This is a genomic window from Marinobacter shunpengi (assembly GCF_045449695.1).
Taxonomy (GTDB): domain Bacteria; phylum Pseudomonadota; class Gammaproteobacteria; order Pseudomonadales; family Oleiphilaceae; genus Marinobacter.
Map to the genome: position 1 here is coordinate 456,436 of NZ_JBJJKZ010000013.1, position 23,769 is coordinate 480,204.

The window sequence follows — 23,769 nt, forward strand, 5'->3', positions numbered from 1 at the left end:
GGTATGACGCCGAGACATCGTCGCGTGGGCGACAGCCCCCTGGTCCGCCGCTCGCTTATCGGCCTGGCCGTTGTGCTGACCGTGCTGTTGCTGTTCATGCCGCTGGTGCTGATCTTCGTGCAGGCGCTGGCGGACGGCTGGGCCGGCTATGTGGGTAATATCCTGGATAAGTACACCCTCCATGCCATCGGCCTGACCCTGTTCGTGGCGCTGCTGACGGTGCCGCTGAATATGGTGTTCGGGGTGTTTCTGGCCTGGCTGGTGACCCGTTTCCGCTTCCCGGGGCGCAAGGTGTTGACCACGCTGATTGATATTCCGTTCGCCGTTTCACCGGTGGTGGCTGGCCTGTTATACCTGCTGCTCTATGGCAACAATGGCTGGATCGGGCAGTGGCTGGGGCAGTACGACATCCAGTTGATGTTCTCCTGGCCCGGCATCGTGATGGTGACGGTGTTCGTGACCTGTCCGTTTGTGGCCCGGGAGCTGATCCCGCTGATGCAGCAGCAGGGGCGGGAAGAGGAAGAAGCCGGCGTGGTGCTGGGGGCTTCCGGCTGGCAACTGTTCCGGCGCGTCACCCTGCCCAATATCCGCTGGGCCCTGCTGTATGGCGTGATTCTCACCAATGCCCGGGCGGTGGGGGAGTTCGGCGCGGTGTCGGTGGTGTCCGGCAATATCCGTGGCGAGACCAACACGCTGCCCCTGCACGTGGAATTGCTGTACCAGGACTACAACGCCGTCGGGGCCTTTGCCGCCTCGTCGCTGCTGGCGGGCATTGCACTGGTCACCCTGGCGGTCAAGGCCATTGCGGAATGGCGCCAGAGTCGCATCTGAGGATTATCCATGAGTATTGAAATCCAGGGCATCAACAAGTTCTTCGGCAGCTTCCAGGCGCTGCACGACATCAACCTGACGATCCCGGACGGCCAGCTTACGGCGCTGCTGGGGCCGTCCGGCTCCGGCAAGACCACCCTGCTGCGGATTATCGCGGGCCTGGAGAACGCGGAGCAGGGGCGCATCCTGTTCAGTGGCCGCGACGTGACCGGATTGCATGTGCGTGACCGTCGCGTCGGTTTTGTGTTCCAGCACTACGCGTTGTTCCGGCACATGACCGTGGCCCAGAACGTGGCCTTCGGTCTGGATGTGCTGCCCCGCAACGAACGCCCCGGCAAGCGGGAGATCCGGCAACGGGTCGGGAACCTGCTGGAGATGGTCCAGTTGGATCACCTGGCCAACCGCTATCCGACGCAGCTTTCCGGCGGTCAGAAACAGCGTATTGCCCTGGCACGGGCCATGGCCACGCGTCCGGAAATCCTGCTGCTGGATGAGCCCTTCGGGGCGCTGGATGCCAAGGTGCGCAAGGAACTGCGACGCTGGCTGCGTAGTCTGCACGATGAGCTGCACTTTACCAGCGTGTTCGTGACCCACGACCAGGAAGAGGCCCTGGAGTTGTCCGATCAGGTGGTGGTGATGAGCAATGGCCATATCGAGCAGGTGGATTCGCCGCTGGAACTCTACGCCCGCCCGGACAGCCGTTTCGTGTTTGATTTCCTGGGCCAGGTCAACGTGCTTTCGGGCCGGATCACCGATGGCGCCATCCGCCAGGGGGATGCCTGGGTCAACCTGCCCCAGGGCTGCGATGACGACGACGCCCAGCTCTACCTGCGTCCCCACGAAGTGCGCCTGACCCAGCAGCCGACCAGCGAGGCCCACCTGCCGTTCCGCATCGAGGCCATCAATGTGATCGGCGCGGAAGTCCGCATCGAGCTCAAGCCCGACGGCTGGGCCTGCGAGGAGCTGTGGGAGGTGGGAATCAGCCATACTGAATTCAATGCCCGTCGGCCTCAGCGCGGTGACCGTTACTACGCGGTGCCGGAAGTGGGGCACCTGTTCTGCGAGCATCTGGACGAGCCGAAGACCCTGAACTGGGCCTGACGAATGACTGCGACGAAAACCAACATTATTCTCATCGGCATGCCGGGAAGCGGCAAGAGTACCGTTGGCGTGCTGCTCGCCAAGCGGCTTGGCCTGGGGTTTGTGGATACCGACCTGCTGATCCAGCAGCATGCGGGGGCCACCCTGCAGGACATTGTGGATGCCGACGGGTACCAGGCGCTGAGACAGGTGGAAGAGGATGTCCTGTTGCAGATGGACGTTCAGCGCCAGGTGGTGTCAACCGGTGGTAGCGCTGTCTACAGCAAGGCGGCCATGGACCATCTCGCCAGAAACGGCAAGGTTGTTTTTCTGGATATTCCTCTGGACGAGGTCATGCGACGCATCGGTGACCATGGCAAACGCGGGATATCCCGGCGGCCGGATCAGTCCTTCCCGGATTTGTTTGATGAACGCCTGGCGCTTTATCGCCACTATGCCGACGTCACGGTCCAGGCCTCGGGAAGAAATCAGGAGGCGGTGTGTGAGGCCATTGTCGAGGCCCTGGAAATCCCCTGACACAGGTGGCGTCCCCGTCGGGGCCCTGCCATTCCCGAATTGAAGTTTGTCCAATTACGTCCTAAAGTGAATTTGGCCTAACAAAATGGCATTTCGCTCTGCGAAAACTCTAATCACAAATACAACAAACAAGAGGATACTAACCATGCCTACCATCAAGCGGCATCTGCTCGCCTTTGCCCTGGCGGCAGCCCCGACCCTGGCTTTCAGCGCCGACGGTGTCGAGTTGCCCAACACTCTTGGAATGACCGCCTATGGAACCGGTTCCGCCGGCTACAGCCAGATGGTTTCCATTGGCAACCTGCTGAAGAACGAGTACGGCGTGTCCATGCGCATCCTGCCGGGTGAGAACGATGTCTCCCGGATGACTCCCCTCAAGATGGGTCGTGTGCCCCTGTGTGCCTGCGGGATTGCCGCCTTCTACGGTGCCGAGGGCGTGTTGCTGTTCGCGGATGAGAACTGGGGACCGCAGCCGATCCGGGTGGTGACCACCTCCATCGCCAGCTTTGGCCTGAGTATTGCCGTGGCCGGCGATATCGGTGTGGAAACCCCCTACGACCTCAAGGGCAAGCGGGTGTCCTACATTCGCGGTGATGATGCCCTCAACCTGGGCACCGAAGCCATGCTGGCCTTTGGCGACCTGACCTGGGATGACGTGGAACGGGTGGAGTTTCCCGGCTATGGCCGCTCCTTCGAGGGTATTGTCGCCGACCAGACCGATACCGCGTTCTCGGTTTCCGTGGCCGGCGGGCCCCAGCAACTGGCGGCCAGTCCCCGTGGTATCACCTGGCTGACCCTGGATCCGGAAGACAAGGAAGGCTGGGCACGGCTGAAGGAGGTTGCCCCTTACTTCCAGCCCCACAAGGTGACCTCCGGTGCCGGCATCAGCAAGGATGATCCGTGGATCGGCTCCAGCTATCCCTACCCTATCGTGGTGGCCAACGCCGATGCCGACAACACGCTGGTCGAGAGCATGGTGAAAGTCTTCACTGAGGACTACGACAAGTACAAGGACGCCGCCCCGGGTAATGAGGGCTACGCCCTGGAAAACCAGAACATGCAGTGGGTGATCCCGTTCCACGATGCGGTGGTGGAGTACTACAAGGACATCGGTCACTGGACCGACGAGATGCAGGCGCATCAGGACAGGCTGGTACAGCGCCAGCAGATCCTGCTGGACACCTGGGATTCCTTCACCGCTGGCGATACGCCGGATGACGAGGAAGCCTTCCGCAGCGCCTGGATGGAGGCCCGGGCCGCGGCACTGGAGGAAGCCGGGATGAATCCGATCTTCCGCTGAGTTCTCCGGCGGTTGACCGGTGTCGCGGGTGGGGGTGAATCCGGCCCCTGACCTGCGATGTCCTTCCTGGTGGCGGGGGACCTGATGGTCTCCCGCCGGGTTTCCTCCAAGGAGTTGCTGCATTATGACCCAAGCACCCGCAACCTCCCCGGACCGGGACAACGTCTCCGGTATCCGGCGACCGGGCGGCTTCTGGCCGTGGGTTCCGCGCCTTTTCACCCTGGCGCTGACACTGTTTACCATCGATTACCTGTTCAACCTGCAACTGATCAATGTGGTCACGCAGGTGGAGAGCCAGTTCTTCTACACGGTGGTGGCGCTGATGCTGCCGCTGGTATTCCTGCTGTGGCCAATGAACCGCTATGCGGCCCGGGATCGCGTCCCCTGGTATGACATCATGCTGTTCGTGGCGTCGGCGGGCATCTGCGGGTTCTTCGTGGTCAATGCGGAACCGATCCTCGACCAGGGCTGGGAATACGCCGCGCCCCAGTATGCGGTGGTGATGAGTTTCCTGTTCTGGGTCACGGTAGTGGAGGCGATTCGCCGGGCCGGGGGGCTGCCCATCGCCATTATCGTGGGGCTGGCGAGTCTCTATCCGATCTTCGCGGACGTGGTGCCGGGGCCGATACAGGGCTTCCCGTCGTCACCGGAGCAGACCGCCATCTACCTGGCCATGAGCCGTGAGGGCATCATGGGGATTCCCCTGCAGGCCTTTGCCAACCTGGTCATCGGCTTCCTGCTGTTTGGGGTTGCCCTGCAGAAGACCGGTGGTGGCAAATTTTTCATCAACCTGGCCTTCTCGCTGCTGGGCCATGTCCGTGGTGGTCCCGCCAAGGTGGCAGTGTTCTCCAGTGGGCTGATGGGTTCCATGAGCGGCAGTGTCATTACCAATGTGATGACCACCGGGGTCATGTCCATTCCCGCCATGCGCCGGGTGGGGTTCGGTAAATCCTACGCAGCGGGGGTGGAAGCCTGCGCCTCCACCGGGGGCGTGCTGATGCCACCGGTGATGGGAGCCACCGCCTTTATCATGGCGGCGTTCCTGAACATTCCCTACGGCACCATTGCGCTGGCCGCCGTGGTGCCCTCGGTGCTGTATTTCCTCGGCCTGTTTATCCAGATTGACGCCTACGCCGCCCGCCATGACCTCAAGGGCCTGGCGGCGGAGGAACTGCCGTCCCTGAAGGAGACCCTGAAGGAAGGGTGGTACTTCATCTTCGTGTTCGTGCTGTTGATCTGGATGCTGTTCTTCCTGCGTCAGGAAGCCACCGCCCCGTTTTATGCCACGGCATTGCTGCTGGTGATCAACCAGGTGCTGCCGTACCAGCGCTGGGCCTGGCAGGACGTGGAGGATTTCTTCTTCGATGCGGGCAAGCTATTCGCTGAGCTGATTGCGATCCTGGCGGGGGTCGGGCTACTGGTGGGGGCACTGTCGGTGACCGGTCTGTCGGGCACCATTGCCAACGACCTGATCTACCTGGCCGGGGGCAACACGCTGGTATTGCTGATGATGGGGGCGCTGACCAGCTTCATCCTTGGCATCGGCATGACGGTGACCGCTGCCTACATCTTCCTGGCCGTGGCCCTGGCGCCGGCGCTGGTGAACGGCGGCGGTATGGATCCGCTGGCGGTGCACCTGTTTATCCTCTACTGGGGCATGCTCAGCTTTATCACGCCGCCGGTGGCCCTGGGGGCCTTTGCCGCCGCCACGGTGGCGGGAGCCCGCGCCATGGAGACGGGCATCCAGGCCATGCGTCTGGGCAGCGTGATCTACTTTATCCCGTTCCTGTTTGTGCTGAATCCGGCGCTGATCTTCCAGGGTAGCTGGAACGAGGTGCTGGTGGTCATCCTGCAGGCATTGGCCGGCGTGGTGCTGATTGCCGGGTCCATGCAGGGCTGGTTGCTGGGGGTGGGTAACCTGGCGGCCAGCGGTGTGCTGCAATGGCCGGTCCGGCTGGCCCTGATCGTGGGTGGTCTGCTGCTGGCGGTGCCCGGCGGTGGGCCGGTGCCCCTCAGCAACCTGCAACTGTCGGCGATCAGTGCGGTACTGATTGTTCCGGCGATTGCGGTAGCGCTGATCTTCCATCGTCGCGGGCTTGAGACGGCAGGCAGTCGAACAGCGAACTGATCAGAAGGGACGCTGGCAAACCAGAAAAGCCGCCGGGTGGAGTGCCCGGCGGCTTTTTCGGTACCGTTGGATCAGTAGTGGATCACCGTCCGGATACTCTTGCCCTCATGCATCAGCTCGAAGGCCTCGTTGATGTCTTCCAGCTTCATGTTGTGGGTGATGAAGGTGTCCAGCGGGATCTCGCCGCTTTCCGCTTTCCTGACGTATTCCGGCAGCTCGGTACGGCCCTTGACGCCGCCGAAGGCGGAGCCTTTCCAGACCCGGCCGGTGACCAGTTGGAACGGGCGGGTGCTGATCTCCTCGCCAGCTCCGGCCACGCCGATGATGATGGACTCGCCCCAGCCCTTGTGGCAGCACTCCAGGGCGGAACGCATCAGCTGGACGTTGCCCACGCACTCGAAGGAGTAGTCCACGCCGCCGTCGGTCATCTCCACGATCACTTCCTGGATCGGCTTGTCGTAGTCCTTGGGGTTCACGAAATCGGTGGCGCCCAACTCTTCTGCGATCTGGAACTTGGCCGGGTTGATGTCGATGGCGATGATGCGGCCGGCCTTGGCCATCTTCGCGCCGATAATCGCCGCCAGGCCGATGCCGCCCAGGCCGAAGATGGCCACGGTGGCGCCTTCCTCCACCTTGGCGGTATTGAGCACGGCACCGATGCCGGTGGTCACGCCGCAGCCCAGCAGGCACACCTTGTCCAGGGGGGCTTCCTTGGGGATCTTCGCCAGGGAGACTTCCGGCAGCACAGTGTATTCGGAGAAGGTGGACGTGCCCATGTAGTGGTACAGCGGCTCGCCGTTATAGCTGAAGCGGCTGGTGCCGTCCGGCATCACGCCCTTGCCCTGGGTGGCCCGGACCGAGCCGCACAGGTTGGTCTTGCCGGAGGTGCAGAACTTGCACTCGCCACATTCGGCGGTGTACAGCGGAATCACGTGGTCACCCACTTCCACGGACGTGACGCCATCACCCACGGCAGCCACGATACCGCCGCCCTCGTGCCCGAGGATGGTGGGGAAGAGGCCTTCCGGGTCGGCGCCGGACAGGGTGTAGGCGTCGGTGTGGCAGACGCCGGTGGCGACGATGCGCACCAGCACCTCGCCGGCCTTGGGGGGCTCGACGTCCACTTCGACGATTTCCAGGGGCTTGTTGGGCCCGAAAGCGACAGCAGCGCGGGATTTGATCATGGAATGTCTCCTCGTTATTCAGAAATATCCAGGCCCAGTGCCCTGGAATGATAGCGCAAGTGGTCGTCCATGAAGGTGGATACGAAGAAATAGCTGTGGTCGTAGCCTTCACGCATCCGCAGGTCCAACGGATGTTCCGCCTCGGCACAGGCGGCCTGCAGGGCGGATGGCAGCAGTTGTTCCTCCAGGAACTGATCCGCGGTGCCCTGATCCACCAGCAGGGGCAGTTTGCTGGTGCCCTGGCGGATCAGGCTGCTGGCGTCCCATTCCCGCCAGTCGTCACGGTCCGGTCCCAGGTAGGCGCCCAGGGCCTTCTGGCCCCAGGGGCACTGGCTCGGGTTGGCGATGGGGGCAAAGGCGGAAACGGATTCGAAGGCGCCGGGATTGCGCAGGGCGCACACCAGGGCACCATGGCCGCCCATGGAGTGGCCGCTGATGGAGCGCTTGCCGTTGACCGGGAAGTGCTCGTTGATCATCGCCGGCAGTTCTTCCAGCACGTAGTCGTACATCCGGTAGTGCTCGCTCCAGGGGGCCTGGGTGGCGTTCACGTAGAAACCGGCCCCGGAGCCGAAGTCATAGCTGTCATGCTCGCCGGGCAGGTCGGTTCCCCGGGGGCTGGTGTCCGGGCAGACGATGGCCAGCCCGAGCTGACTGGCAAGGCGGAAGGCCCCGGCCTTCTGCACGAAGTTCTCGTCGGTGCAGGTCAGCCCCGACAGCCAGTAGAGCACCGGTACCTCTTGGTGTTCGGCCTGGGGCGGCAGGAAGATCGAGAAGGTCATGTCTGTCTTCGTCGAGGCAGACGGATGCCGGTAGCGTGTTACCACGCCATCAAACACCCTGTTCTGGGCAATCTGTTCGAGTTGCTGCATGAAAACGACTCCCGGGAAATGGTTGTCTGGCTGGCTTTCATGGCCAGATCACGGCGCCAAGAATAACAGCGGTATTTTTCACGGTGGTGCGCCTATCTTTATCATTATTGCTCAGCGACAATAATCCCCTGTTTGCAGTCAATGGCAGTCGTACCATGAAACACCTGGAATCCATCGAAGCCTTCGTGGCGGTTGTCCAGAAGGGCAGCTTCAGCGCCGCCGCCGCAAAACTGAGGGTATCGGCCTCCCATATCAGCCGCCAGATAGCCACCCTGGAGAAGGAACTGGGCGTCAACCTGCTGTTCCGCACCACTCGCACAGTCAGGTTGCGGCGGGAGGCGGAACCATTCTACGCGGAATGTGCCGCCGCCCTGGAGCGAATACGTGCGGCGGAAGGCACCCTGAACCAGGAGCACGGTCGCCTGACGGGACAGATTCGGATCACCTGCGCGACCTCCTTCGGGCAGAAGTTCCTGGGGCCTTTTATCAATGAGTTTGCAGCCCGGCACCCGGGTATCGAAATCGACCTGTTCCTCACCAATCGTAATGTAGACCTGATTGAAGAAGGCTTCGACCTGGGCATCCGCATGGGCAAGCTGGAGGATTCGTCCATGCTGTCCCGTCGGCTGTGCGACCGCAGCGAGTTTATCTGTGGTAGCCCCGACTATTTCCGTCGTCACCCGGTGCCGACTTCCCTGGAGGACCTGGCCCGACACAATTGCCTGCGGGGCACCAATGATTTCTGGAACGTGTACGAAGGGGGAGACCGGAAACGACTCCCGGTCTCCGGGAGCTTCCGGGCCAATTCAGGATATGTGTTGCTGGACGCCGCCATCCGGGGGCTGGGGTTGGTCCAGCTCCCGGACTACTATCTGACTGACGCCCTGGACAGCGGCCAACTGGTGTCGGTGATGGATGAGTTCCACGATCCCTACAGTGGCGTCTGGATGGTCTATCCCAATACCCGGTTCCGCCCCCGTCGGCTCAATGCGCTGATTGATTTCCTGGCAGAACGATTTGATGCCTTTTCTCCGGCAGGGGCGTCGGCCTGAGTCCGGGTATTCTCACCCGACCTGCTGGCGGAACTGCGCCAGGGGCCAGCGGACTTTCTTCGCGGTGGCCAGGGTATCCTGTACCGTATCCCGGTAGCCCAGGGTGGCGATGACCACACTGTGCAACCCCTGTTCCGGGAGGCCCAGCACCTGGTCCAGGGCATGGGGATCGAAGCCTTCCATGGGGGTGGCGTCGACCCGGGCCATGGCCGCGGCGGCAAGTGCCATGCCCAGGCCAAGGTAGGCCTGGCGGGCAGCCCAGTGACCTTTCTCCGTGTCGGTGGCAAGGCCGTTGACGGTACCCTTGATGGTGTCGGCATACCCCTTCAGTTCATCCCTGGACTGGTTCCGCTCCCGGGCAATCAGTTCGATGAACCTATCCACTTCCCGGTCGGTGATCCGGTTCCAGGCGGCAAATACCAGCAAGTGGGAGCCTTCGGTAAGCTGCGGCTGGGGAGCCGCCTTCTGCTGGATGGCGGCCCGCAGCGCCGGGTCCTTCACCACCTGCACGGTGTAGGGCTGCAGGCCATAGGAGGATGGTGCCAGCCGGGCGGCCTCCACGATGGTGTCCACCGTCTCGTCGGGTACGGCCTGGCCATTCATTCGCTTGGCGGCATAGCGCCAGTTCAGTGCGTCGATCAGTTGCATGGGAGTCTCCTGTCCGGTTTGGTCTGGGTGGGCCGCTTTCCCATGGTGAACACGGTTCGGGAAGCGGCGAGATCGGGAGCCAGACTGACGGTTTCCAGGACTTGGATACAGGCCTGATCCGGAAAAGGACTTTTCACGAAACGCCTGGCGGAATCAGGTCGCCAGTTCTTCCTTCAGGTGATCGACAAACAGCCGGGCCCGGCGTGGCAGGTGCTGGCGGGCCGGGTAGACCGCGTAGATGGTCCTTGGGGCAGGTGCCGGGGTCAGGTCGATTGTGGTTAGGTCGCCAGCGAGCAACTCCGACTGCACATAGCCGCTGGGAACCAGAGCAATGCCCAGTCCGGCCCTGGCGGCCTCGACCAGCATCAGTGAATTGTCGGCGATGATGGGCCCGTTGACGGCAACCGTCTGGCGCTCCCGGCCGTCGCCAAACTCCCATTGCTGGCTGTCCTGGCTGAGGCTGAAGATCAGGCACCGGTGCGTGGCCAGTTCCTGGACCGACTGCGGTGTACCGTGGCAGGCCAGGTAATCCGGGGACGCCACCAGGCAGCGGGGCATATCGCCTACCCTGGTGGCGATCAGGGCGGAGTCGTCGAGGGTGCCGGTCCCGCGGACCGCCAGGTCCACGCCCTCGGCGATGAGGTTGGTCATTTCATCGCTGAGTCGCAGCCGGACCACCAGTTCCGGGTGCTTCTGCTGGAAGCGGAACAGGGCCGGTGCGAGGATCCGGACCGACAGGGAGACGGGGCAGGCCACCACCAGGGTGCCGTCAAGCGTGTCCTGCTCGTTCAGCGAATCCAGCATCTGCGTGGTGCCGGTCAGCACCTGTACACAGTAATCGTAGAACGCCAGGCCTTCCTCAGTCATGCGGATGGTGCGGGTGTTGCGGTTGACCAGGCGGGTGCCGGTCCAGTCCTCCAGGAAGCGCACGTACTTGGAGATCACCGCATTGGAGCAGCCGAACTCTTCGGCCACCGCCGTGAAGGAGCCCAGCTCCACAATACGCTTGAAGTACTCGATGCCCTTGAGTCGGTCCATGGCTATGCCTGCTGTGGTGGGAGACGACAAGTCTGACACAGGTAAAAAGTGTTTTTCCAAAAAACGGGGCGATGTCCGATGCTATGCCGATGACAATGGGGACTCTCTCACCTGTTCCGGAGTTATTGTCATGCAGGCCAACGCCATCGCCGCACCCCGAAGGGATCCCCTGGCCTACCTGCTGCTGGTCGCCGTCGGCTTCCTGATCGCCCTGATGCTGCCTCTGGCGAGTATCGCCATGGAGGCCGGCATGTCCGCCATGGCCTATGCCTTCTGGCAGGCCCTTGGCGGCGGCGCCCTGCTGTGGCTGTGGCGCCGGCCAACACCAGGCAGCCTGCCTGCGGGCAGCTATCGGTATTTCCTCGTCAGCGGCCTGACCGCGATTGCCATTCCCAATGCCATCGCTTTCCTGGTGGTGGCACAGGTAGGTTCGGGGCTTACTTCCACCCTCTACGCACTGCCGTCACTTATTACCTACGCCTTGTCGGTGATGATCCGCCTGGATCGGGTCAGTGTGCTCCGTCTGGCAGGCCTGTTGCTGGGGGTGCTGGGATGCGTTCGGATCCTGGTTCCGGACAGCAACGGCATCAGTGTGGACGCCCTGCCATGGATGCTGTTTGGCCTGCTGGTGCCGCTGTCCCTGGCCATCGGCAATGTCTATCGCACCGTGGCCTGGCCGGTGGGGGCGGGGGCCCGTGACCTGGCGCCGGGTATGCTGCTCAGCGGCGCGTTGCTGGTGGGCGTGGTGCTGGTGGCCTCCGGGCGTGCCGGTGATGTTCTGGTTCCCGGGTGGGAGGTTGTGCCGGTGCTCGTCGCCCAGGCCGTGCTGTCGGCGCTGGCCTATCTGGGGTTCTTTGAGCTCCAGCGCCGCTCGTCGCCGGTGTTCCTCAGTCAGATCGGATTCGTGATCGCACCGGCGGGCCTGCTCCTGGGCTATGTGTTCTTCGGTGAACGCTTTGGCCTGGAAATCTGGCTGGGCGTTGGCGTCCTGATGGCCGGGGTACTGCTGGCGAACTGGAAGCCGTGACTCCCTACTGCAACAGCGGGAGCAAGTGCTCCCGCCATAGCGAATCCCGGTATCGCTCCCGGAACCAGCCCAGATGGCCGATGTGTGTCTCGCCGATGTCGGCCGGATCGATGAAACGCAGGGTCACCGGCGCGTTGCTGAAGAACCCGTGGAGGGATTCGGTATTGCGCCGGGACATCATCTCGTCGTCGGTAAAGGCCACCGTGGTAATGGGAACCCGCACTTCTGCATATTGCTGGCGGACCGACGGACCCTCGGCACCCACCGAGTACTCCCGGTTGAGGCACCAGCGCCGCCATTGGCGTATGACATTGGGGGGCAGATCACCAACGATGTTCAGCCGCTTGCCCGGGAAGTAGCCCAGCAGCCGCAGGCTGACCGGTGCCAGGAAGTACCACAGTAACCAGGCCACGCGCCGGGTGGGCGCCGCGTTCTCGCGCCAGTACCCACTGCCACAGGCGATGGTGACGATGTTGTCCAGGTCGTTGGCGTTGGGGGTCAGGCCCAGCAGCTGGCCCCCGACGCTGTGGCCGATCCAGTGCAGACGCTGGCCAGGGTATTGGTCACGGGCAAACCGGATTACCGCCTGGCAGTCCTCCGTCGCCCACTCGGTAAGGCGTACCGGGCAGTCTTTCATGGGGGTGGTCAGGGAGACGCCGCTACCGAAGTAGTCAAAGGTGATGGCGGTGAACCCCCGGCCAGCCAGGAAGCGGGCGAACTTCTCGTAACAATGCTGGCCCACGCCCATGGCGCCGGCAACCACAACCACGGAGTGGGCCTCCTGTGCCGGGAATACCCGGACGCTGAGCTGGTGGCCACCGTCGGTGGTCAGCGTGACATCCTGCCGGACAACGTCCTGCAGGGCGGATTCCTGTGCGCTCATTGTTGGACTCCTGTGTGGTCATCAGAATTCTTCGACGAGACGGTTGAGAAAACGCAGGATCACGGTGATCTCGTCGTTGCTGAATCCTTCGGTCATGTGGTCGTTCAACGCCTGGATCATGGGTTTGGCACTATCAATCTTCTGTCGCCCCAGGTCGGTCAGGTGCAGGCGGCTGGATCGGCCATCTTCCTCGCAGGCCCGGCGCTCCAGCAGGCCGCGCTGTTCCATGCGACCGGCCAGGCCGGTGAGGGCCGAGTTGTTGAGGTTCAGGCTTTGCGCCACTTCCTTGAGCTGACAGCCTTCATTGGCGGCGACCACCAGCAGGGCGCCAAGCTGGGTGACGGACACATCCAGGGTTTCCTCGCACTGCTGGTCCGCCACCCGGTAGACCCGGTGACGGGCCATGTTGAGCAGGTAGAAAAGGCGTTTATCCATGGTTTTCCAATGTAGTTCACATGTGAAGTAAATATACTACAGGCATGGACATGGCCGCAATTACCCGTGGGGTAAAGGTTCATCCGCTTTTCCGACGTCCTCCGGAGCCGTGTGGTCCTGCCCGTCTGCCGTTGCTACATTGAAATGACAGTGCCGCCAATCCTTGATGTGGAAACCACACCGGCGGACTGGCGCCTTGGCCAGAGGGCCCGGCGTCACGCAGTAGGTCAGCGAATTAACCAACGGCACACCAGGACTGGGTCGGTACGATGGACAGGCAGGACGTTCAGAGAACGGTCTATCAGATCGCCATGGTGACGGTGGTCGCGGTGGTGGTGGGCAGTATCGCGTCGCTGGCCGCCATCGGATTCGTGGATGCCGTACTGTGGCTGAACGATGCCCTGCTGGTATCGCCCTATGCCCGCATCCAGGCGGAGGACCATCACCTGCTGGTGGTGGCCGCGACGGTTGCGGTACCGGCGGTCGGGGGGCTGCTGGTGGGGCTGATAGTCCGCTGGCTGGTGCAGGAGCGCCGGGCGCTGGCACCACCGGATGCCATCCTCGCGGCCCAGACCCGCCGTCCCGCCCCCTCGTTCCGCAGCGGCCTGGCCTCGACCCTGGCGGCGCTGGTGTCCCTGGGGTGTGGGGCCTCGGTGGGGCAGTATGGTCCTCTGGTGTACCTGGGGGCCATGTTCGGCAACGTTGCTGGCCGGATCCGGCTCAATCTGCGTCACCAACGTTCCATTGCCATTGCCTGCGGGGTGGCGGCGGCCATTGCCACGGCCTTCAACGCCCCCATCGCCGGGCTGGTGTTCGCCCATGAGGTGATCCTGCGGCACTACTCCCTGCGGGCCTTTGCCCCGGTGACCGTGGCCTCGGCGACGGGCTACATCATTGCCAATGTGATCTTCGACCGTCCGGCCCTGTTCCTGGTCAGTTTCGAGCGGGTGGAACACAGCTACGAGTTTGTGCTGTTCGCCCTGGAGGGGGTACTGTGCGCGGGCCTGGCCGTCACCTTCATGCTGGTGTTGAGGGCCAGTGCCTCCCTGGCCGGGCGCTACCCGGTGCCGTCGTGGCTGAAGCCGGCAACGGCAGGCGCGATACTGGGGCTGGTGGCCCTGTGGATACCGGAGGTACTGGGCATTGGCCAGGAAACCCTGCGCTTCGCCACCATTGAGGGGGCCTTCGGGGTGGGGGAGCTGGCCTTGATCATTGCCGCCAAACTACTGGTGACCGCCCTGTGTATCGGTTTCGGTTTTGTGGGAGGCGTGTTCAGCCCGGCCCTGCTGATCGGCATCCTGTTCGGCGCCTTCTACGGCCTGGTGCTGCCGTACCTGCTGCCTTTGCCGTATTCCGGACTGGAGGTCTATGCCATCTGCGGCATGATGGCCCTGGCCAGCTCGGTGATCGGGGCGCCGCTCACCACTATCCTGATCGTATTCGAGCTGACCCGCAGTTATGACCTGACCATTGCCGCCATGGTGGCGGTGGTGTTCTCCAACCTGATCTCCTACCGGGTAATGGGGCGCTCGCTGTTTGACCTCCAGCTCCAGGCCCGTGGTTTTGACCTGTCCCTGGGGCGCGACAAGGCAATCCTGGAAAGTCATCCGATCCGGGACTACCACACCCGCGCCTTCACCACCGCACGCCTGGGCGAGACGGTGGCAACGGTACGGCAGCGGCTGGTGGACGATAACCGTACCGAGGCCATGGTGCTGGACAGCGATGGTCTGTTCCGGGGGATGGTCAGGCTCCAACAACTGGTATCCGCAACCGCCGACACCGCCATAGACCCTCGCGTCATGACCGATGTGACGCGATTCCAGGAGGACACCACCGTCTGGCGCTCCATGGAGCTGCTGCGGGGATTCCTGGGCGAGGCGGTGCCATTGACGGGAAACGATGGCCGCCTGATTGGCGTGGTACCGGAGGAAGCCGTGATCCGGGCCTACCTGGAAATCGTCCATGACCTGCGGGAGGAGGAGAATGAGGCTGCCTAGGTTGCTGTTCACGCTGCTGTTCCTGCCTGCCCTGGGGGTGGCCGATGAAGATCGGGTACTGACCGTGGCCACCTGGGGCGGGGCTTACGAGGGCAGCCAGCGGGAGGCCTACTTTGAACCGTTCACCGAGCAGACCGGTATCGAGGTGCGTACCGTGGCCTACGACGGTGGCCTGCAGGTGCTTCGTGACCATCTTGCCAGCGGCCAGGTGGAATGGGATGTCATCGACATGATCCAGTCGGATGCCCGGGCCGCCTGCGATGAAGGATTACTGGATCCGATTTCCCCGGACATCCTGGAACCGGCCCCCGATGGCACGGCACCGGAGCAGGACTTCATGGACGGTGCCATCGATCCCTGCTTTATCACCCAGATCGTGTTTTCAACCGTCATTGCCTACGACGACCGGGCCTTTCCCGGGGTAAAGCCCCGTCGTGTGGAGGATTTCTTCGACCTGGAGACTTTTCCCGGCAAGCGGGCCTTGCGGCGGGCCCCCGTGGGCCTGTTGGAGTGGGCGTTGCTGTCCCTGTCGGTGCCCCGGGAGCAACTCTATGACCTGCTCAGCACACGACGGGGGCTGGACCTGGCGTTCCGGCGCCTGGACGGGATTCGTCCGGAGATTGTCTGGTGGACCCGGGGTGACGAGCCGGTGGAACTGTTGACCAGTGGCAAAGTGGCCATGGCCTCCGGCTACAACGGGCGCTTCTTCCAGGCCCAGGTGATGGAGGGTGCACCCATTTCCGTGATCTGGGACGGACAACTGGTGGGGTTCAATAGCTGGGCCATCCCCCGGGGCACGGACCAGGCGGACCTGGCCCGGCAGTTTATCGGTTTTGCCACGCGTACGGAGAACATGGCCGCCCAGGCCAACCGGATCAGCTACGGTCCCGCCCGCCACTCGGCCCGGCGTCGCGTTGGGCTCCATGTGGAGGCGGGCATCCCCATGCGGGCCCATATGCCCACCGCGCCAGATCATATGGACGAGGCGGTTATCCGTGACCATCGCTGGTATTCCCAGACTGTCAACCTCCGTGAACAGTGGTTTCGGGAGTGGCTTGAAGGTAAGGGGGATGCAGGAGACCGGTGAGTTCCAGTCACCGGGAAGATGAATTTTCACTCATTAGTTGGCCTATCGGCTCCATGCCTCCTACCTTTCAGCAAAGAGCCTGTAACAAAAAAGGGGAGGGCAGGTGATGGAAGCACTGGCGAGAAAGCTCGGGCTCAGGACCAATCCGACCATTTTCTTCGTGTCCGCCGGCATCATGGTGGCCTTCCTGGTTGCCCTGCTGGTGGCTCCCGGGCCTATCGGTGACGCCTTCGGGGCAGGCCGGGCCTGGATCGTGACCAACCTGGGATGGTTCTTTATCTTCGGGGTGACCAGTTGGGTTGTGTTCCTGTTGTGGGTGGCCATCAGCCGCTATGGTTCCATCCGACTGGGTGGCAACGATGCCCGGCCTGACTACGGCAATATCTCCTGGTTCACCATGCTGTTTGCGGGGGGCATCGGTACCGTGCTCATGTTCTGGGGCGTGGCGGAGCCAATCTCGCATTTCGCCAATCCACCCAGACCCGACGTCGATCCCTTCACCGTGCAGGCCGCCGATGACGCCATGGGTTTCTCCATCTACCACCTGGGGCTGCACACCTGGGCCATCTTCACGCTGCCCGGACTGGCGTTCGCCTACTTTATCTACCGTTATGACCTGCCGATGCGTTTCAGTTCGGTGTTCTACTCCCTGATCGGTGATCGTATCTATGGCCCGATCGGAAAGACCCTGGATATCTTTGCCATCCTCGGCACCCTGTTCGGCGTGGCGGTGTCGATCGGCCTGGGTACCCAGCAGATCAATGCCGGCCTGAACGAGTTGCTGGGGGTACCGGATTCCGTGACCAGCAAGGTTGTCATCATTGTGGTACTTACCACGGTAGCGGTCTGTTCGATTGTGGCCGGCCTGGACAAGGGTGTGAAGCTGCTGTCCAACATCAATATCGGCATGGCGGTGGGGCTGATGATCTTCGTGCTCCTGGCCGGATCGACGGTGTTCCTGCTGCGTGCGATTGTGGAAACCTTCGGCCTCTACATTTCCAACATCCTGCCCATGGCCTTCTGGAACGATGCCCTGGCGGAATACACCCATGAAGAGGGCGGATGGGGCTGGCAGGGAAGCTGGACGGTGTTCTACTGGGCCTGGACGGTCACCTGGTCGCCCTTTATTGGTATTTTCGTGGCGCGGATATCCCGGGGGCGCACGATCCGTGAGTTTGTCCTGGGGGTGCTCTTTGCGCCGTCCATCTTCACGCTGATCTGGTTCGCCATCTTCGGCTGGTCGGCCATGGAAATCGACGGCATTGGTGCGGAGGCCCGGGCCGCCCTGGGCGCCCAGGCGGGGTCCCTGTCCGCCGCGGTGCAGGAAAGCATTCCCCTGGCCATGTTTGCGTTCTTCGATAACTTCCCGGCAGCCACCCTGATCCAGGGGCTGGCGGTGGTGATTGTGGCGATCTTCTTTGCCACGTCATCGGACTCCGCGTCGCTGGTGGTGGACATGTTGTGCACAGGCACGCCGGACCCGGGACCGTGGCATCAGCGGGTTTTCTGGGGCGTCTCCGAGGGGGCCCTGGCGGCCATGCTGATCGTGCTGGCCGGTGAGGCGGGACTGACCGCCCTGCAGCAGGTCATCACCGTGGTTGGCCTGCCCATGTTCATCCTGGTGTTCACGATGATGGTTGCCCTGTTTCGGGGGCTGTCGAAGGAGAACCTGACCGGAATCCAGGTGGGGCGACCACCCGAGCCCGAGGAGTTGTAGGACTCAGATGTCCACTTCTTCAAACAGCTCCGGTACCTCTGAGGTCCAGCCCAGACGCTCGCGGATGTGTTTGCGCATTACATCCGCGGCGACCATTTCGCCGTGGGTAACGTACACCCGCTCCGGTTTCAGCAAGCCCTGTTCCAGCCAGGTGAGGATTTCCTCATAGTCGCCGTGAGCGGACAGGGAATCCAGATTATGGATCTGTGCCTTGACCGGCCAGTATTCGCCGTGGATCTTGACTGCCTCCGCACCGTTAACCATGGCGTCGCCCCGGGTGCCTGGCGCCTGGAAGCCGGCAAAGACAATGCTGTTACGGGGATTGGGCAGCAGGGTCTTCAGGTGGTGCAGGACCCGGCCGCCACTGGCCATGCCACTGGCGGAAATAATCACTGAGGGGAATGTTCTCCCGGTCAGTTCTATGGATTCTTCCACCGAGCGCACGAACCGGGTGTTCTCATCAATCAGTTCGCACTGCGTCTGGCTCAGCCGGTGTTCCCTGTGGTGACGGCAGAAGATCTCGGTGGCGCGAATGGCCATGGGGCTGTTGAGGTAGACGGGAAGCTTAGGAATCCGGCCCTCGGCCATCAGTTTATGCACCAGGTAAAGGAGCATTTGTGCGCGGCCGACGGCAAATGCCGGCATCAGCACGACACCACCCCGGCCGGCTGTCTGGCTGATGATGTCGGTCAGCGCCTGTTCTGGATCCGTGTCGGCGTGGCGGCGGTCACCATAGGTGGATTCGCACACCAGCACATCGGCGTGATCGATGGGCTCCGGAGGTCGCATGACAAGGTCATCCTGCCGCCCCACATCGCCACTGAATACCACGGTACGGTCATGGTCGGTGTGGGTGACATGGAGACAGGCGGAGCCCAGGATATGTCCGGCCGGGGTAAAGGTTACGCTGAACCCGGGTATGGATTCGAAGGGTTCGTGGTAGTGACGTGACTCGAAATACTTCAGGGCCTCATAGGCGTCTTTCTCGGTAAACAGGGGTTCCGGGTTCTCGTGTTTGGAGAATTTCTTGCGATGGGCGTACCTGGCATCTTCCTCCTGGAGGAAGCCGGCATCGGGCAGCAATACCTTGCACAGTTCGTGGGTGGCCCTGGTGCAGTAGATGCTGCCTCGAAATCCCTGTTTGACCAGCGCCGGCAGGTAGCCGGTGTGGTCGATGTGGGCATGTGTCAGTATCACGGCGCTGATAGTGCGGGGATCCACCTGGAACGGTGCCCAGTTACGACGTCGGAGCGTCTTCACTCCCTGGTACATGCCACAATCCACCAGAACCCGGTGCCTGTCATCGCTGAGCAGGTACCGCGAGCCCGTTACCGTGCCCACACCCCCAAGAAAGCGTAGTTTCATCCTGATACTCCATTGCCGGTCACGTACCTGGGTACTATGGATCGTTTCCCCGTGGCCGATATTGATCCCGGGCAGGTTTCAGGCAAAATCGGATAAACCCGCGCCAGGTGCCCGGTACCGGGTGACTGTGCCGGGCACGACCAGCCCGCCTGTTGGAGGGCTGGTCGTACAGGCTTCAGAAGTGAAGCACCTGTGGATGCACCAGACGGTCGTAATCCTGGTAGCTCATCCGCAACACATCGCTGTGGTTGCCGGCATTGAATACGATGTGGTCGTCCTCGCGCAGATGCTCGCTGACAAACACGTCCATGTTGTAGAGATTGCCGAAGGGTGGCATGGCGCCGGTTTCACAATCGGGAAAGGCGGTGTGGAGCTCGTCCTCGTCCGCCAGTTCCAGCTGCCTGGCGCCCATAGACTGCTTCAACTGATCCAGATGTACCTGATCCGTGGATGGCAGTACCGTCATGAACAGCTTGCCATCGGCCTTGACGATAACGGTCTTGGCAAATTCACGGCCCGGTACGTGGGCCGCCTGGGCGGTCCGCGAGGCATCGATGGTCGGTTCGTGGACCTCCACCTCGTACTTCACGGCGTTGCTGTCGAGAAAATCCCGAAGTTTCTGGTTAATCATGGTGTTACCCTCCTCACTCAGGTGACAAAGTCCATGATTTGTGCACTTTTTCAGTTTAGCATGCATGTTGCTGTACCGTTAGCGGCAGCCTGTAAAGGCGCGCACAGGCGCTGGCTGCGGCATGTACGTACACCCGCTGCCCATTCCTGAAAACTCTGTTAGATTCCTAACATGACTACCTCCAGCTATTCCTACCACCTGCAGCCGCCCCGGGTACGAGCAGAATTCTTCCGCTTGTTGCCCATCTCCCTGTTTGTCATCGCCTTCGGGGCGGCATTCGGGCTGGCGGCGACGCAGGAAGGGCTGGAACCCCTGCAGGCATTGCTGATGAGTACGGTGGTGTTTGCCGGCGCGTCCCAGTTTGCGGCGGTGGATATGTGGGGCGCCGAGGTGTCGCTGGTACCCATGATGGCGGTGGTCTTTGCCATCAACTCCAGGCATCTGCTGATGGGGGCCTCCCTGTATCCCATGCTGCGGGACATGTCCCCCGGGCGACGGTATGCGTTGCTTCTGCTGCTCACCGATGCCAACTGGGCGGTATCGGCGCAGGAATACCAGAACGGCCGTCGCAACCTGGAGGTCATTGTGGGCGGCGGCCTGGCCCTGTGGCTTGCCTGGGTGCTGGGCACCGGTCTTGGGGTCTATTTTGGTGGTCTGCTCAGGGACCCCCACAGCCTGGGACTGGATATGGTGCTGGGCTGTTTCCTGCTGGCCATGGCCCTGGGCGGACGGAAAACGCCAAGGACCCTGGTGGCCTGGGCGGTGGCGGCCCTGGCATCGCTGGCCGCCTGGTACTGGTTGCCGCCGAACACCCATGTGGTGGTGGGGGCGCTGGCCGGCGGTGTGATCGGGTTCTTCTGGCTGGAACCTCGCCGGACCGGTGACCATGACGCGGAGGGCCAGGCGCAATGACACTGGAAACCACCACCACCGGCATACTGATCATTATCGCACTGATGGCGCTGGTGACCCTGGCCACCCGCTGGGGTGGCGTGTTCATCATGTCGTTCGTTCGTATCAATCCCCGTATCGAAAGCTTTATCAACACCATGGCCAGCTCCGTGCTCATCGCCATCATCGTGCCCATGGCGTTCAGCGGTGATGCGGGAGCGATTGTCGCCCTGGTGACGACAGCGGTGATCATGCTGGTCTCGCAACGGGCCTTGCCGGCCATTGGTGCGGGCATTGCCGCTGCGGCATTGATACGGTTTCTGCTGGGATAGAAGGAGGAGGGCGCGACCGGTTGCCCACCGGCCGCTCCTGCCCATTATTGACGCATGGGCTTCAGGGCAGTGGCCCATTTCTTCAGTTCTTCCAGCATGGACGCTGCAGAACTGGTGTGAACGTCCTGGGCCTGGAAGCCCTTGTCGTCGAGAAGATTCCAGGCCATCTGCACCATGACCCCTTCCACCATCGGCATCATACGCACCGTCGTGACCTGCTGTTTGGCCAACTGGGCCGAGCGGATACCCCCGGAGGCTCCCCCGTAGCTCACAAAACCACAGGGCTTGTAGTTCCACTCCTTGTAGAGGTAGTCAACGGCATTGACGAAGGAGGGTGGCGGGCAATAGTTGTATTCGGGAATGACGAACACATAGGCATCGGCGTCCGCGATCGTCTCCGACCACTTCAGGGTATGTTCGTGTTCGTACTTCTGCATCGCCGGGTGGTTGGGCTCATCGAGCACCGGCAGGTTGAAGTCCGCCACATCCACCAGGGTGCTTTCGAACTGTCCCTGTTGATTGGCGTAGTTGTTGAACCACTGACCGATGGGTGGGCCGATACGGCCGGGACGGGTGCTGCAGATAATGGTCTGGAGTTTCAGTGTCATGGTTGGGCTTCCTTTCATAATGGTTAGCGAACGGGGCTTCCCTGGGGGGAAGCCGGGTAACTTGTTTGACTATAGCCCAGTGGCTTCCCGGAGTGATAACGGAGATATCCGCCTGATTTAATCAATCGGATTGAACATCCGGTTTTCACCGACCGACCATAGCGTGGTGTAGTGGCATGCATTATGACAACCAGTTAATGCCTGACCTTTCTGGCGATATTTATCGCAAGCTGACCTGTCACGTATACTGACGTTGACGCGCTGGTCGATCAGTAAATGATCAGCTTTCTTCAGGAAGGAGAGAGCCATGAAAGCCGCAACACTCTGGGTAGCTATCGGAATACTCTGCCTGCTGACCATTCTTGCCACCCCCACCCGGGCCACGCTTATCGCCTTTGAGGACCTTGACCCCTACGTCTGGCATTGGGATGAACGCGATCTCGGCTAAGCCAGGGAACACTTCCTTGCTGGCATGATGGGGCTGGAACTGTTGGTTGTGCGACGACTTTGACCTTGGCCTGCGGTTGCAGTATGAAGGAGGCGAGCTGGTAGATCCCTACCGCGATTTGTTGAAGCCGTCACGGAGCCTCTGCATGACCAATGCCATTGATTTTGCCCCCCGGTTTTCCCTGGAGCGACCCTACAACCGCAGAGCGAGGGAGGAAGACCCGTCCGGGTTCAGCCTGAAGGTCTGTGGTATCGGGAAGCTGGAGAACCAGTTGGAGAGCGACCGGGGGCGGATCATCAATTCGGCGGCGGTGCGGCGGCTGCAGCAGAAAACCCAGGTGTTCCCCCTGGAGCGCAATGCGGCGGTGCGCAGCCGCCTGACCCATTCCCTGGAGGTGCAGCAGACCGGGCGGTACATTGCCCGTACGGTGTTCAAGCGACTGGGGCGGGATGCGGAACGCTATGGCCTGCAGGGGCTGGATCGTGCCGTGGAAAGCCTGGTGGAAATGGCCTGCCTGATGCACGACGTGGGCAATCCGCCCTTTGGTCACTTCGGTGAGGCGGCCATTTCCCGCTGGTTTTCGGACAACCTCCCGGATCTGGAGCCGTTCGCCGGGGATGCCGGCAGCGGTCCACTCAGGCAGCCGTTGTTCCGGGAGTTGTCCTGCTTTGAAGGCAATGCCCAGGCGATGCGGCTGATCAGCCACCTGCAGAAGCTCAACCTGACCTATGTCCAGGCCGCCAGCATCTTCAAATACACCCGTGAGGCGACGGAACCCAAACCGGGAAAGGGGGAACCGCTTCATTACCTGCGAAAGAAGCCAGGCTACTATTTTTCGGAAGCCGGGTTCATCTCGGACATGCAACAGGCCCTGGGTATGGAGCCCGGGCATCGTCATCCACTGGCCTACATCATGGAGGCGGCGGACGACATCTCCTATTGCCTGGCGGACCTGGAGGACAGTGTCGACAAGGGCATCATGACGTTTCCGGCCATGGCGGAGGCACTGATGTCGGCGTTTGCCGAACAGCGACCGGAGGATCACCAGGAACGCCACTTCCGGGGCCCGAAAAAGGACCGGTCCTTTGCGGAACTGGTGGACGGCGCCTTGAGAATGGCCAGGGCGGAACCCATCAATGCCGACCACGAGTTCTTTGTCTGGTTGCGGGTCAACCTGATCCATCCGCTGGTGGACCATGCCGCGGGCGCGTTTATCGACAACATTGAGGATATCTTCCACGGCCGCCTGAACCAGGCGCTCCTGGAGGATGATTCTCCCTGTCACAGCGTCATTGATACCCTGAAGCAGGTGGCGGTACAGAAGGTGTTTTCGGTGCCGGAGGTGGAAACCCTGGAATTGCAGGGGTACCGCATCATTTCCGGTCTGCTGGAGCACTACCGCCCCCTGCTGGTGCTGTCAAAGGCGGATTTTGACCGGCTGGTGGAGGGCGGTCGCAAGGGGCTGCTGGTGGAGAGCCGGCTGTTCAAACGCCTTCCCGACAAACACGTCAGGGCCTACCTGACGCTGAGGGGAAATACCCCGGATGATGCCAGCGACGAGCTGTGGGAACGCTACTGCCGTTGTCGCCTGATGCAGGACATGGTCAGCGGTATGACGGACCAGTTCGCGCTGGATGAATTCCGGACCCTCTCCGTAGTGGAAACCCTGTAGCGGGTT

23 protein-coding genes are annotated in these 23,769 nt (G+C 62.1%); 14 read left to right on the top strand and 9 right to left on the bottom strand.

What is annotated here, in order from left to right; translation table 11 throughout:
• The first annotated feature begins 3 nt into the window (after positions 1-3).
• From cysW to ACJO2E_RS11355, 5 genes are all read left to right on the top strand, one after another.
• Positions 4-831, top strand: a complete 828-nt coding sequence (cysW, locus tag ACJO2E_RS11335; RefSeq protein ID WP_406963983.1) for a sulfate ABC transporter permease subunit CysW — start codon at positions 4-6, stop codon at positions 829-831.
• Positions 832-840: 9 nt separating this feature from the next.
• A complete protein-coding gene (locus tag ACJO2E_RS11340; RefSeq protein ID WP_406963984.1) occupies positions 841-1,932 on the top strand; it encodes a sulfate/molybdate ABC transporter ATP-binding protein in 1,092 nt (363 codons plus the stop codon).
• A 3-nt stretch (positions 1,933-1,935) separates the two neighbouring features.
• Positions 1,936-2,448: a shikimate kinase gene (locus ACJO2E_RS11345; RefSeq protein WP_406963985.1), complete on the top strand. Its 513-nt coding sequence runs from the start codon at positions 1,936-1,938 to the stop codon at positions 2,446-2,448.
• 145 nt (positions 2,449-2,593) lie between these two features.
• Positions 2,594-3,748, top strand: a complete 1,155-nt coding sequence (locus ACJO2E_RS11350) for a TAXI family TRAP transporter solute-binding subunit (RefSeq protein ID WP_406963986.1) — start codon at positions 2,594-2,596, stop codon at positions 3,746-3,748.
• 124 nt (positions 3,749-3,872) lie between these two features.
• Positions 3,873-5,876 (top strand): TRAP transporter permease, encoded by a 2,004-nt coding sequence (locus tag ACJO2E_RS11355; RefSeq protein ID WP_406963987.1) that lies wholly within the window; start codon positions 3,873-3,875, stop codon positions 5,874-5,876.
• 71 nt (positions 5,877-5,947) lie between these two features.
• On the opposite strand, the gene ACJO2E_RS11360 is transcribed toward ACJO2E_RS11355, so the two are convergent.
• On the bottom strand, positions 5,948-7,060 hold the full coding sequence (locus ACJO2E_RS11360) for an S-(hydroxymethyl)glutathione dehydrogenase/class III alcohol dehydrogenase (RefSeq protein ID WP_406963988.1): 1,113 nt from the start codon (positions 7,058-7,060) through the stop codon (positions 5,948-5,950).
• Between the two features lie 14 nt (positions 7,061-7,074).
• Complete coding sequence (fghA, locus tag ACJO2E_RS11365) at positions 7,075-7,929, bottom strand: S-formylglutathione hydrolase (RefSeq protein WP_406963989.1); 855 nt, start codon at positions 7,927-7,929, stop codon at positions 7,075-7,077.
• A 155-nt stretch (positions 7,930-8,084) separates the two neighbouring features.
• Between fghA and ACJO2E_RS11370 the strand changes: the two genes are divergently transcribed.
• Positions 8,085-8,981, top strand: a complete 897-nt coding sequence (locus ACJO2E_RS11370) for a LysR family transcriptional regulator (protein WP_406963990.1) — start codon at positions 8,085-8,087, stop codon at positions 8,979-8,981.
• A 12-nt stretch (positions 8,982-8,993) separates the two neighbouring features.
• On the opposite strand, the gene ACJO2E_RS11375 is transcribed toward ACJO2E_RS11370, so the two are convergent.
• Together ACJO2E_RS11375 and ACJO2E_RS11380 are read right to left on the bottom strand one after the other, a co-directional pair.
• Positions 8,994-9,629 carry a nitroreductase family protein gene (locus ACJO2E_RS11375; protein WP_406963991.1) on the bottom strand — a complete coding sequence of 212 codons (636 nt, stop codon included), beginning with the start codon at positions 9,627-9,629 and terminating at the stop codon, positions 8,994-8,996.
• Positions 9,630-9,782: 153 nt separating this feature from the next.
• Positions 9,783-10,667, bottom strand: coding sequence for a LysR family transcriptional regulator (locus tag ACJO2E_RS11380; protein WP_406963992.1), 885 nt, complete (start codon positions 10,665-10,667; stop codon positions 9,783-9,785).
• 130 nt (positions 10,668-10,797) lie between these two features.
• On the opposite strand from ACJO2E_RS11380, the gene ACJO2E_RS11385 reads away from it, so the two are divergent.
• The gene (locus ACJO2E_RS11385) at positions 10,798-11,694 is read left to right on the top strand and encodes a DMT family transporter (RefSeq protein WP_406963993.1); all 897 of its coding nucleotides are present in this window, start codon (positions 10,798-10,800) and stop codon (positions 11,692-11,694) included.
• Between the two features lie 4 nt (positions 11,695-11,698).
• On the opposite strand, the gene ACJO2E_RS11390 is transcribed toward ACJO2E_RS11385, so the two are convergent.
• Both ACJO2E_RS11390 and ACJO2E_RS11395 read right to left on the bottom strand, forming a co-directional pair.
• Positions 11,699-12,577 carry an alpha/beta hydrolase family protein gene (locus ACJO2E_RS11390; RefSeq protein WP_406963994.1) on the bottom strand — a complete coding sequence of 293 codons (879 nt, stop codon included), beginning with the start codon at positions 12,575-12,577 and terminating at the stop codon, positions 11,699-11,701.
• A gap of 21 nt (positions 12,578-12,598) precedes the next feature.
• A complete protein-coding gene (locus ACJO2E_RS11395) occupies positions 12,599-13,012 on the bottom strand; it encodes a MarR family winged helix-turn-helix transcriptional regulator (RefSeq protein ID WP_406963995.1) in 414 nt (137 codons plus the stop codon).
• Between the two features lie 269 nt (positions 13,013-13,281).
• Here ACJO2E_RS11395 and ACJO2E_RS11400 point away from each other — a divergent pair, with 269 nt between their 5' ends.
• The 3 genes from ACJO2E_RS11400 to ACJO2E_RS11410 all read left to right on the top strand — a co-directional run bounded on the left by ACJO2E_RS11400 (position 13,282) and on the right by ACJO2E_RS11410 (position 17,816).
• Positions 13,282-15,012 (top strand): chloride channel protein, encoded by a 1,731-nt coding sequence (locus ACJO2E_RS11400; protein ID WP_406963996.1) that lies wholly within the window; start codon positions 13,282-13,284, stop codon positions 15,010-15,012.
• The gene (locus tag ACJO2E_RS11405) at positions 14,999-16,099 is read left to right on the top strand and encodes an ABC transporter substrate-binding protein (protein ID WP_406963997.1); all 1,101 of its coding nucleotides are present in this window, start codon (positions 14,999-15,001) and stop codon (positions 16,097-16,099) included. Before ACJO2E_RS11400 ends, ACJO2E_RS11405 begins: the two co-directional genes overlap by 14 nt.
• 106 nt (positions 16,100-16,205) lie before the next feature.
• The gene (locus ACJO2E_RS11410) at positions 16,206-17,816 is read left to right on the top strand and encodes a BCCT family transporter (protein ID WP_406963998.1); all 1,611 of its coding nucleotides are present in this window, start codon (positions 16,206-16,208) and stop codon (positions 17,814-17,816) included.
• 3 nt (positions 17,817-17,819) lie between these two features.
• Here the strand turns inward: ACJO2E_RS11410 and ACJO2E_RS11415 are convergent, their stop codons facing one another.
• Together ACJO2E_RS11415 and ACJO2E_RS11420 are read right to left on the bottom strand one after the other, a co-directional pair.
• The gene (locus tag ACJO2E_RS11415) at positions 17,820-19,181 is read right to left on the bottom strand and encodes an MBL fold metallo-hydrolase RNA specificity domain-containing protein (protein WP_406963999.1); all 1,362 of its coding nucleotides are present in this window, start codon (positions 19,179-19,181) and stop codon (positions 17,820-17,822) included.
• Positions 19,182-19,356: 175 nt separating this feature from the next.
• Positions 19,357-19,812 (bottom strand): aminoacyl-tRNA deacylase, encoded by a 456-nt coding sequence (locus ACJO2E_RS11420; RefSeq protein WP_406964000.1) that lies wholly within the window; start codon positions 19,810-19,812, stop codon positions 19,357-19,359.
• A gap of 171 nt (positions 19,813-19,983) precedes the next feature.
• On the opposite strand from ACJO2E_RS11420, the gene ACJO2E_RS11425 reads away from it, so the two are divergent.
• Entirely contained in the window at positions 19,984-20,724 is a 741-nt protein-coding gene (locus ACJO2E_RS11425) for an AzlC family ABC transporter permease (protein WP_406964001.1), read from the top strand.
• Positions 20,721-21,035, top strand: coding sequence for an AzlD family protein (locus ACJO2E_RS11430; protein WP_406964002.1), 315 nt, complete (start codon positions 20,721-20,723; stop codon positions 21,033-21,035). The genes ACJO2E_RS11425 and ACJO2E_RS11430 overlap by 4 nt, the downstream gene beginning before the upstream one ends.
• Before the next feature lie 44 nt (positions 21,036-21,079).
• Here the strand turns inward: ACJO2E_RS11430 and ACJO2E_RS11435 are convergent, their stop codons facing one another.
• Complete coding sequence (locus ACJO2E_RS11435; RefSeq protein ID WP_406964003.1) at positions 21,080-21,643, bottom strand: NADPH-dependent FMN reductase; 564 nt, start codon at positions 21,641-21,643, stop codon at positions 21,080-21,082.
• A gap of 307 nt (positions 21,644-21,950) precedes the next feature.
• On the opposite strand from ACJO2E_RS11435, the gene ACJO2E_RS11440 reads away from it, so the two are divergent.
• Positions 21,951-22,091 carry a hypothetical protein gene (locus ACJO2E_RS11440; RefSeq protein ID WP_406964004.1) on the top strand — a complete coding sequence of 47 codons (141 nt, stop codon included), beginning with the start codon at positions 21,951-21,953 and terminating at the stop codon, positions 22,089-22,091.
• A 145-nt stretch (positions 22,092-22,236) separates the two neighbouring features.
• Entirely contained in the window at positions 22,237-23,763 is a 1,527-nt protein-coding gene (gene dgt / locus ACJO2E_RS11445) for a dGTPase (RefSeq protein WP_406964005.1), read from the top strand.
• Positions 23,764-23,769: the final 6 nt, after the last annotated feature.

What these genes read in the sequence shown, in the direction of transcription:
- ACJO2E_RS11415 (WP_406963999.1), bottom strand. Translation starts at nt 19,181, where the DNA reads ATGAAACTACGCTTTCTTGGGGGTGTGGGCACGGTAACGGGCTCGCGG.
- ACJO2E_RS11380 (WP_406963992.1), bottom strand. Translation starts at nt 10,667, where the DNA reads ATGGACCGACTCAAGGGCATCGAGTACTTCAAGCGTATTGTGGAGCTG.
- ACJO2E_RS11370 (WP_406963990.1), top strand. Translation starts at nt 8,085, where the DNA reads ATGAAACACCTGGAATCCATCGAAGCCTTCGTGGCGGTTGTCCAGAAG.
- dgt (WP_406964005.1), top strand. Translation starts at nt 22,237, where the DNA reads ATGACCAATGCCATTGATTTTGCCCCCCGGTTTTCCCTGGAGCGACCC.
- ACJO2E_RS11435 (WP_406964003.1), bottom strand. Translation starts at nt 21,643, where the DNA reads ATGACACTGAAACTCCAGACCATTATCTGCAGCACCCGTCCCGGCCGT.
- ACJO2E_RS11385 (WP_406963993.1), top strand. Translation starts at nt 10,798, where the DNA reads ATGCAGGCCAACGCCATCGCCGCACCCCGAAGGGATCCCCTGGCCTAC.
- ACJO2E_RS11410 (WP_406963998.1), top strand. Translation starts at nt 16,206, where the DNA reads ATGGAAGCACTGGCGAGAAAGCTCGGGCTCAGGACCAATCCGACCATT.
- ACJO2E_RS11345 (WP_406963985.1), top strand. Translation starts at nt 1,936, where the DNA reads ATGACTGCGACGAAAACCAACATTATTCTCATCGGCATGCCGGGAAGC.
- ACJO2E_RS11420 (WP_406964000.1), bottom strand. Translation starts at nt 19,812, where the DNA reads ATGATTAACCAGAAACTTCGGGATTTTCTCGACAGCAACGCCGTGAAG.
- ACJO2E_RS11390 (WP_406963994.1), bottom strand. Translation starts at nt 12,577, where the DNA reads ATGAGCGCACAGGAATCCGCCCTGCAGGACGTTGTCCGGCAGGATGTC.
- ACJO2E_RS11440 (WP_406964004.1), top strand. Translation starts at nt 21,951, where the DNA reads ATGAAAGCCGCAACACTCTGGGTAGCTATCGGAATACTCTGCCTGCTG.
- ACJO2E_RS11355 (WP_406963987.1), top strand. Translation starts at nt 3,873, where the DNA reads ATGACCCAAGCACCCGCAACCTCCCCGGACCGGGACAACGTCTCCGGT.
- cysW (WP_406963983.1), top strand. Translation starts at nt 4, where the DNA reads ATGACGCCGAGACATCGTCGCGTGGGCGACAGCCCCCTGGTCCGCCGC.
- fghA (WP_406963989.1), bottom strand. Translation starts at nt 7,929, where the DNA reads ATGCAGCAACTCGAACAGATTGCCCAGAACAGGGTGTTTGATGGCGTG.
- ACJO2E_RS11360 (WP_406963988.1), bottom strand. Translation starts at nt 7,060, where the DNA reads ATGATCAAATCCCGCGCTGCTGTCGCTTTCGGGCCCAACAAGCCCCTG.
- ACJO2E_RS11340 (WP_406963984.1), top strand. Translation starts at nt 841, where the DNA reads ATGAGTATTGAAATCCAGGGCATCAACAAGTTCTTCGGCAGCTTCCAG.
- ACJO2E_RS11430 (WP_406964002.1), top strand. Translation starts at nt 20,721, where the DNA reads ATGACACTGGAAACCACCACCACCGGCATACTGATCATTATCGCACTG.
- ACJO2E_RS11400 (WP_406963996.1), top strand. Translation starts at nt 13,282, where the DNA reads ATGGACAGGCAGGACGTTCAGAGAACGGTCTATCAGATCGCCATGGTG.
- ACJO2E_RS11350 (WP_406963986.1), top strand. Translation starts at nt 2,594, where the DNA reads ATGCCTACCATCAAGCGGCATCTGCTCGCCTTTGCCCTGGCGGCAGCC.
- ACJO2E_RS11425 (WP_406964001.1), top strand. Translation starts at nt 19,984, where the DNA reads ATGACTACCTCCAGCTATTCCTACCACCTGCAGCCGCCCCGGGTACGA.
- ACJO2E_RS11395 (WP_406963995.1), bottom strand. Translation starts at nt 13,012, where the DNA reads ATGGATAAACGCCTTTTCTACCTGCTCAACATGGCCCGTCACCGGGTC.
- ACJO2E_RS11375 (WP_406963991.1), bottom strand. Translation starts at nt 9,629, where the DNA reads ATGCAACTGATCGACGCACTGAACTGGCGCTATGCCGCCAAGCGAATG.
- ACJO2E_RS11405 (WP_406963997.1), top strand. Translation starts at nt 14,999, where the DNA reads ATGAGGCTGCCTAGGTTGCTGTTCACGCTGCTGTTCCTGCCTGCCCTG.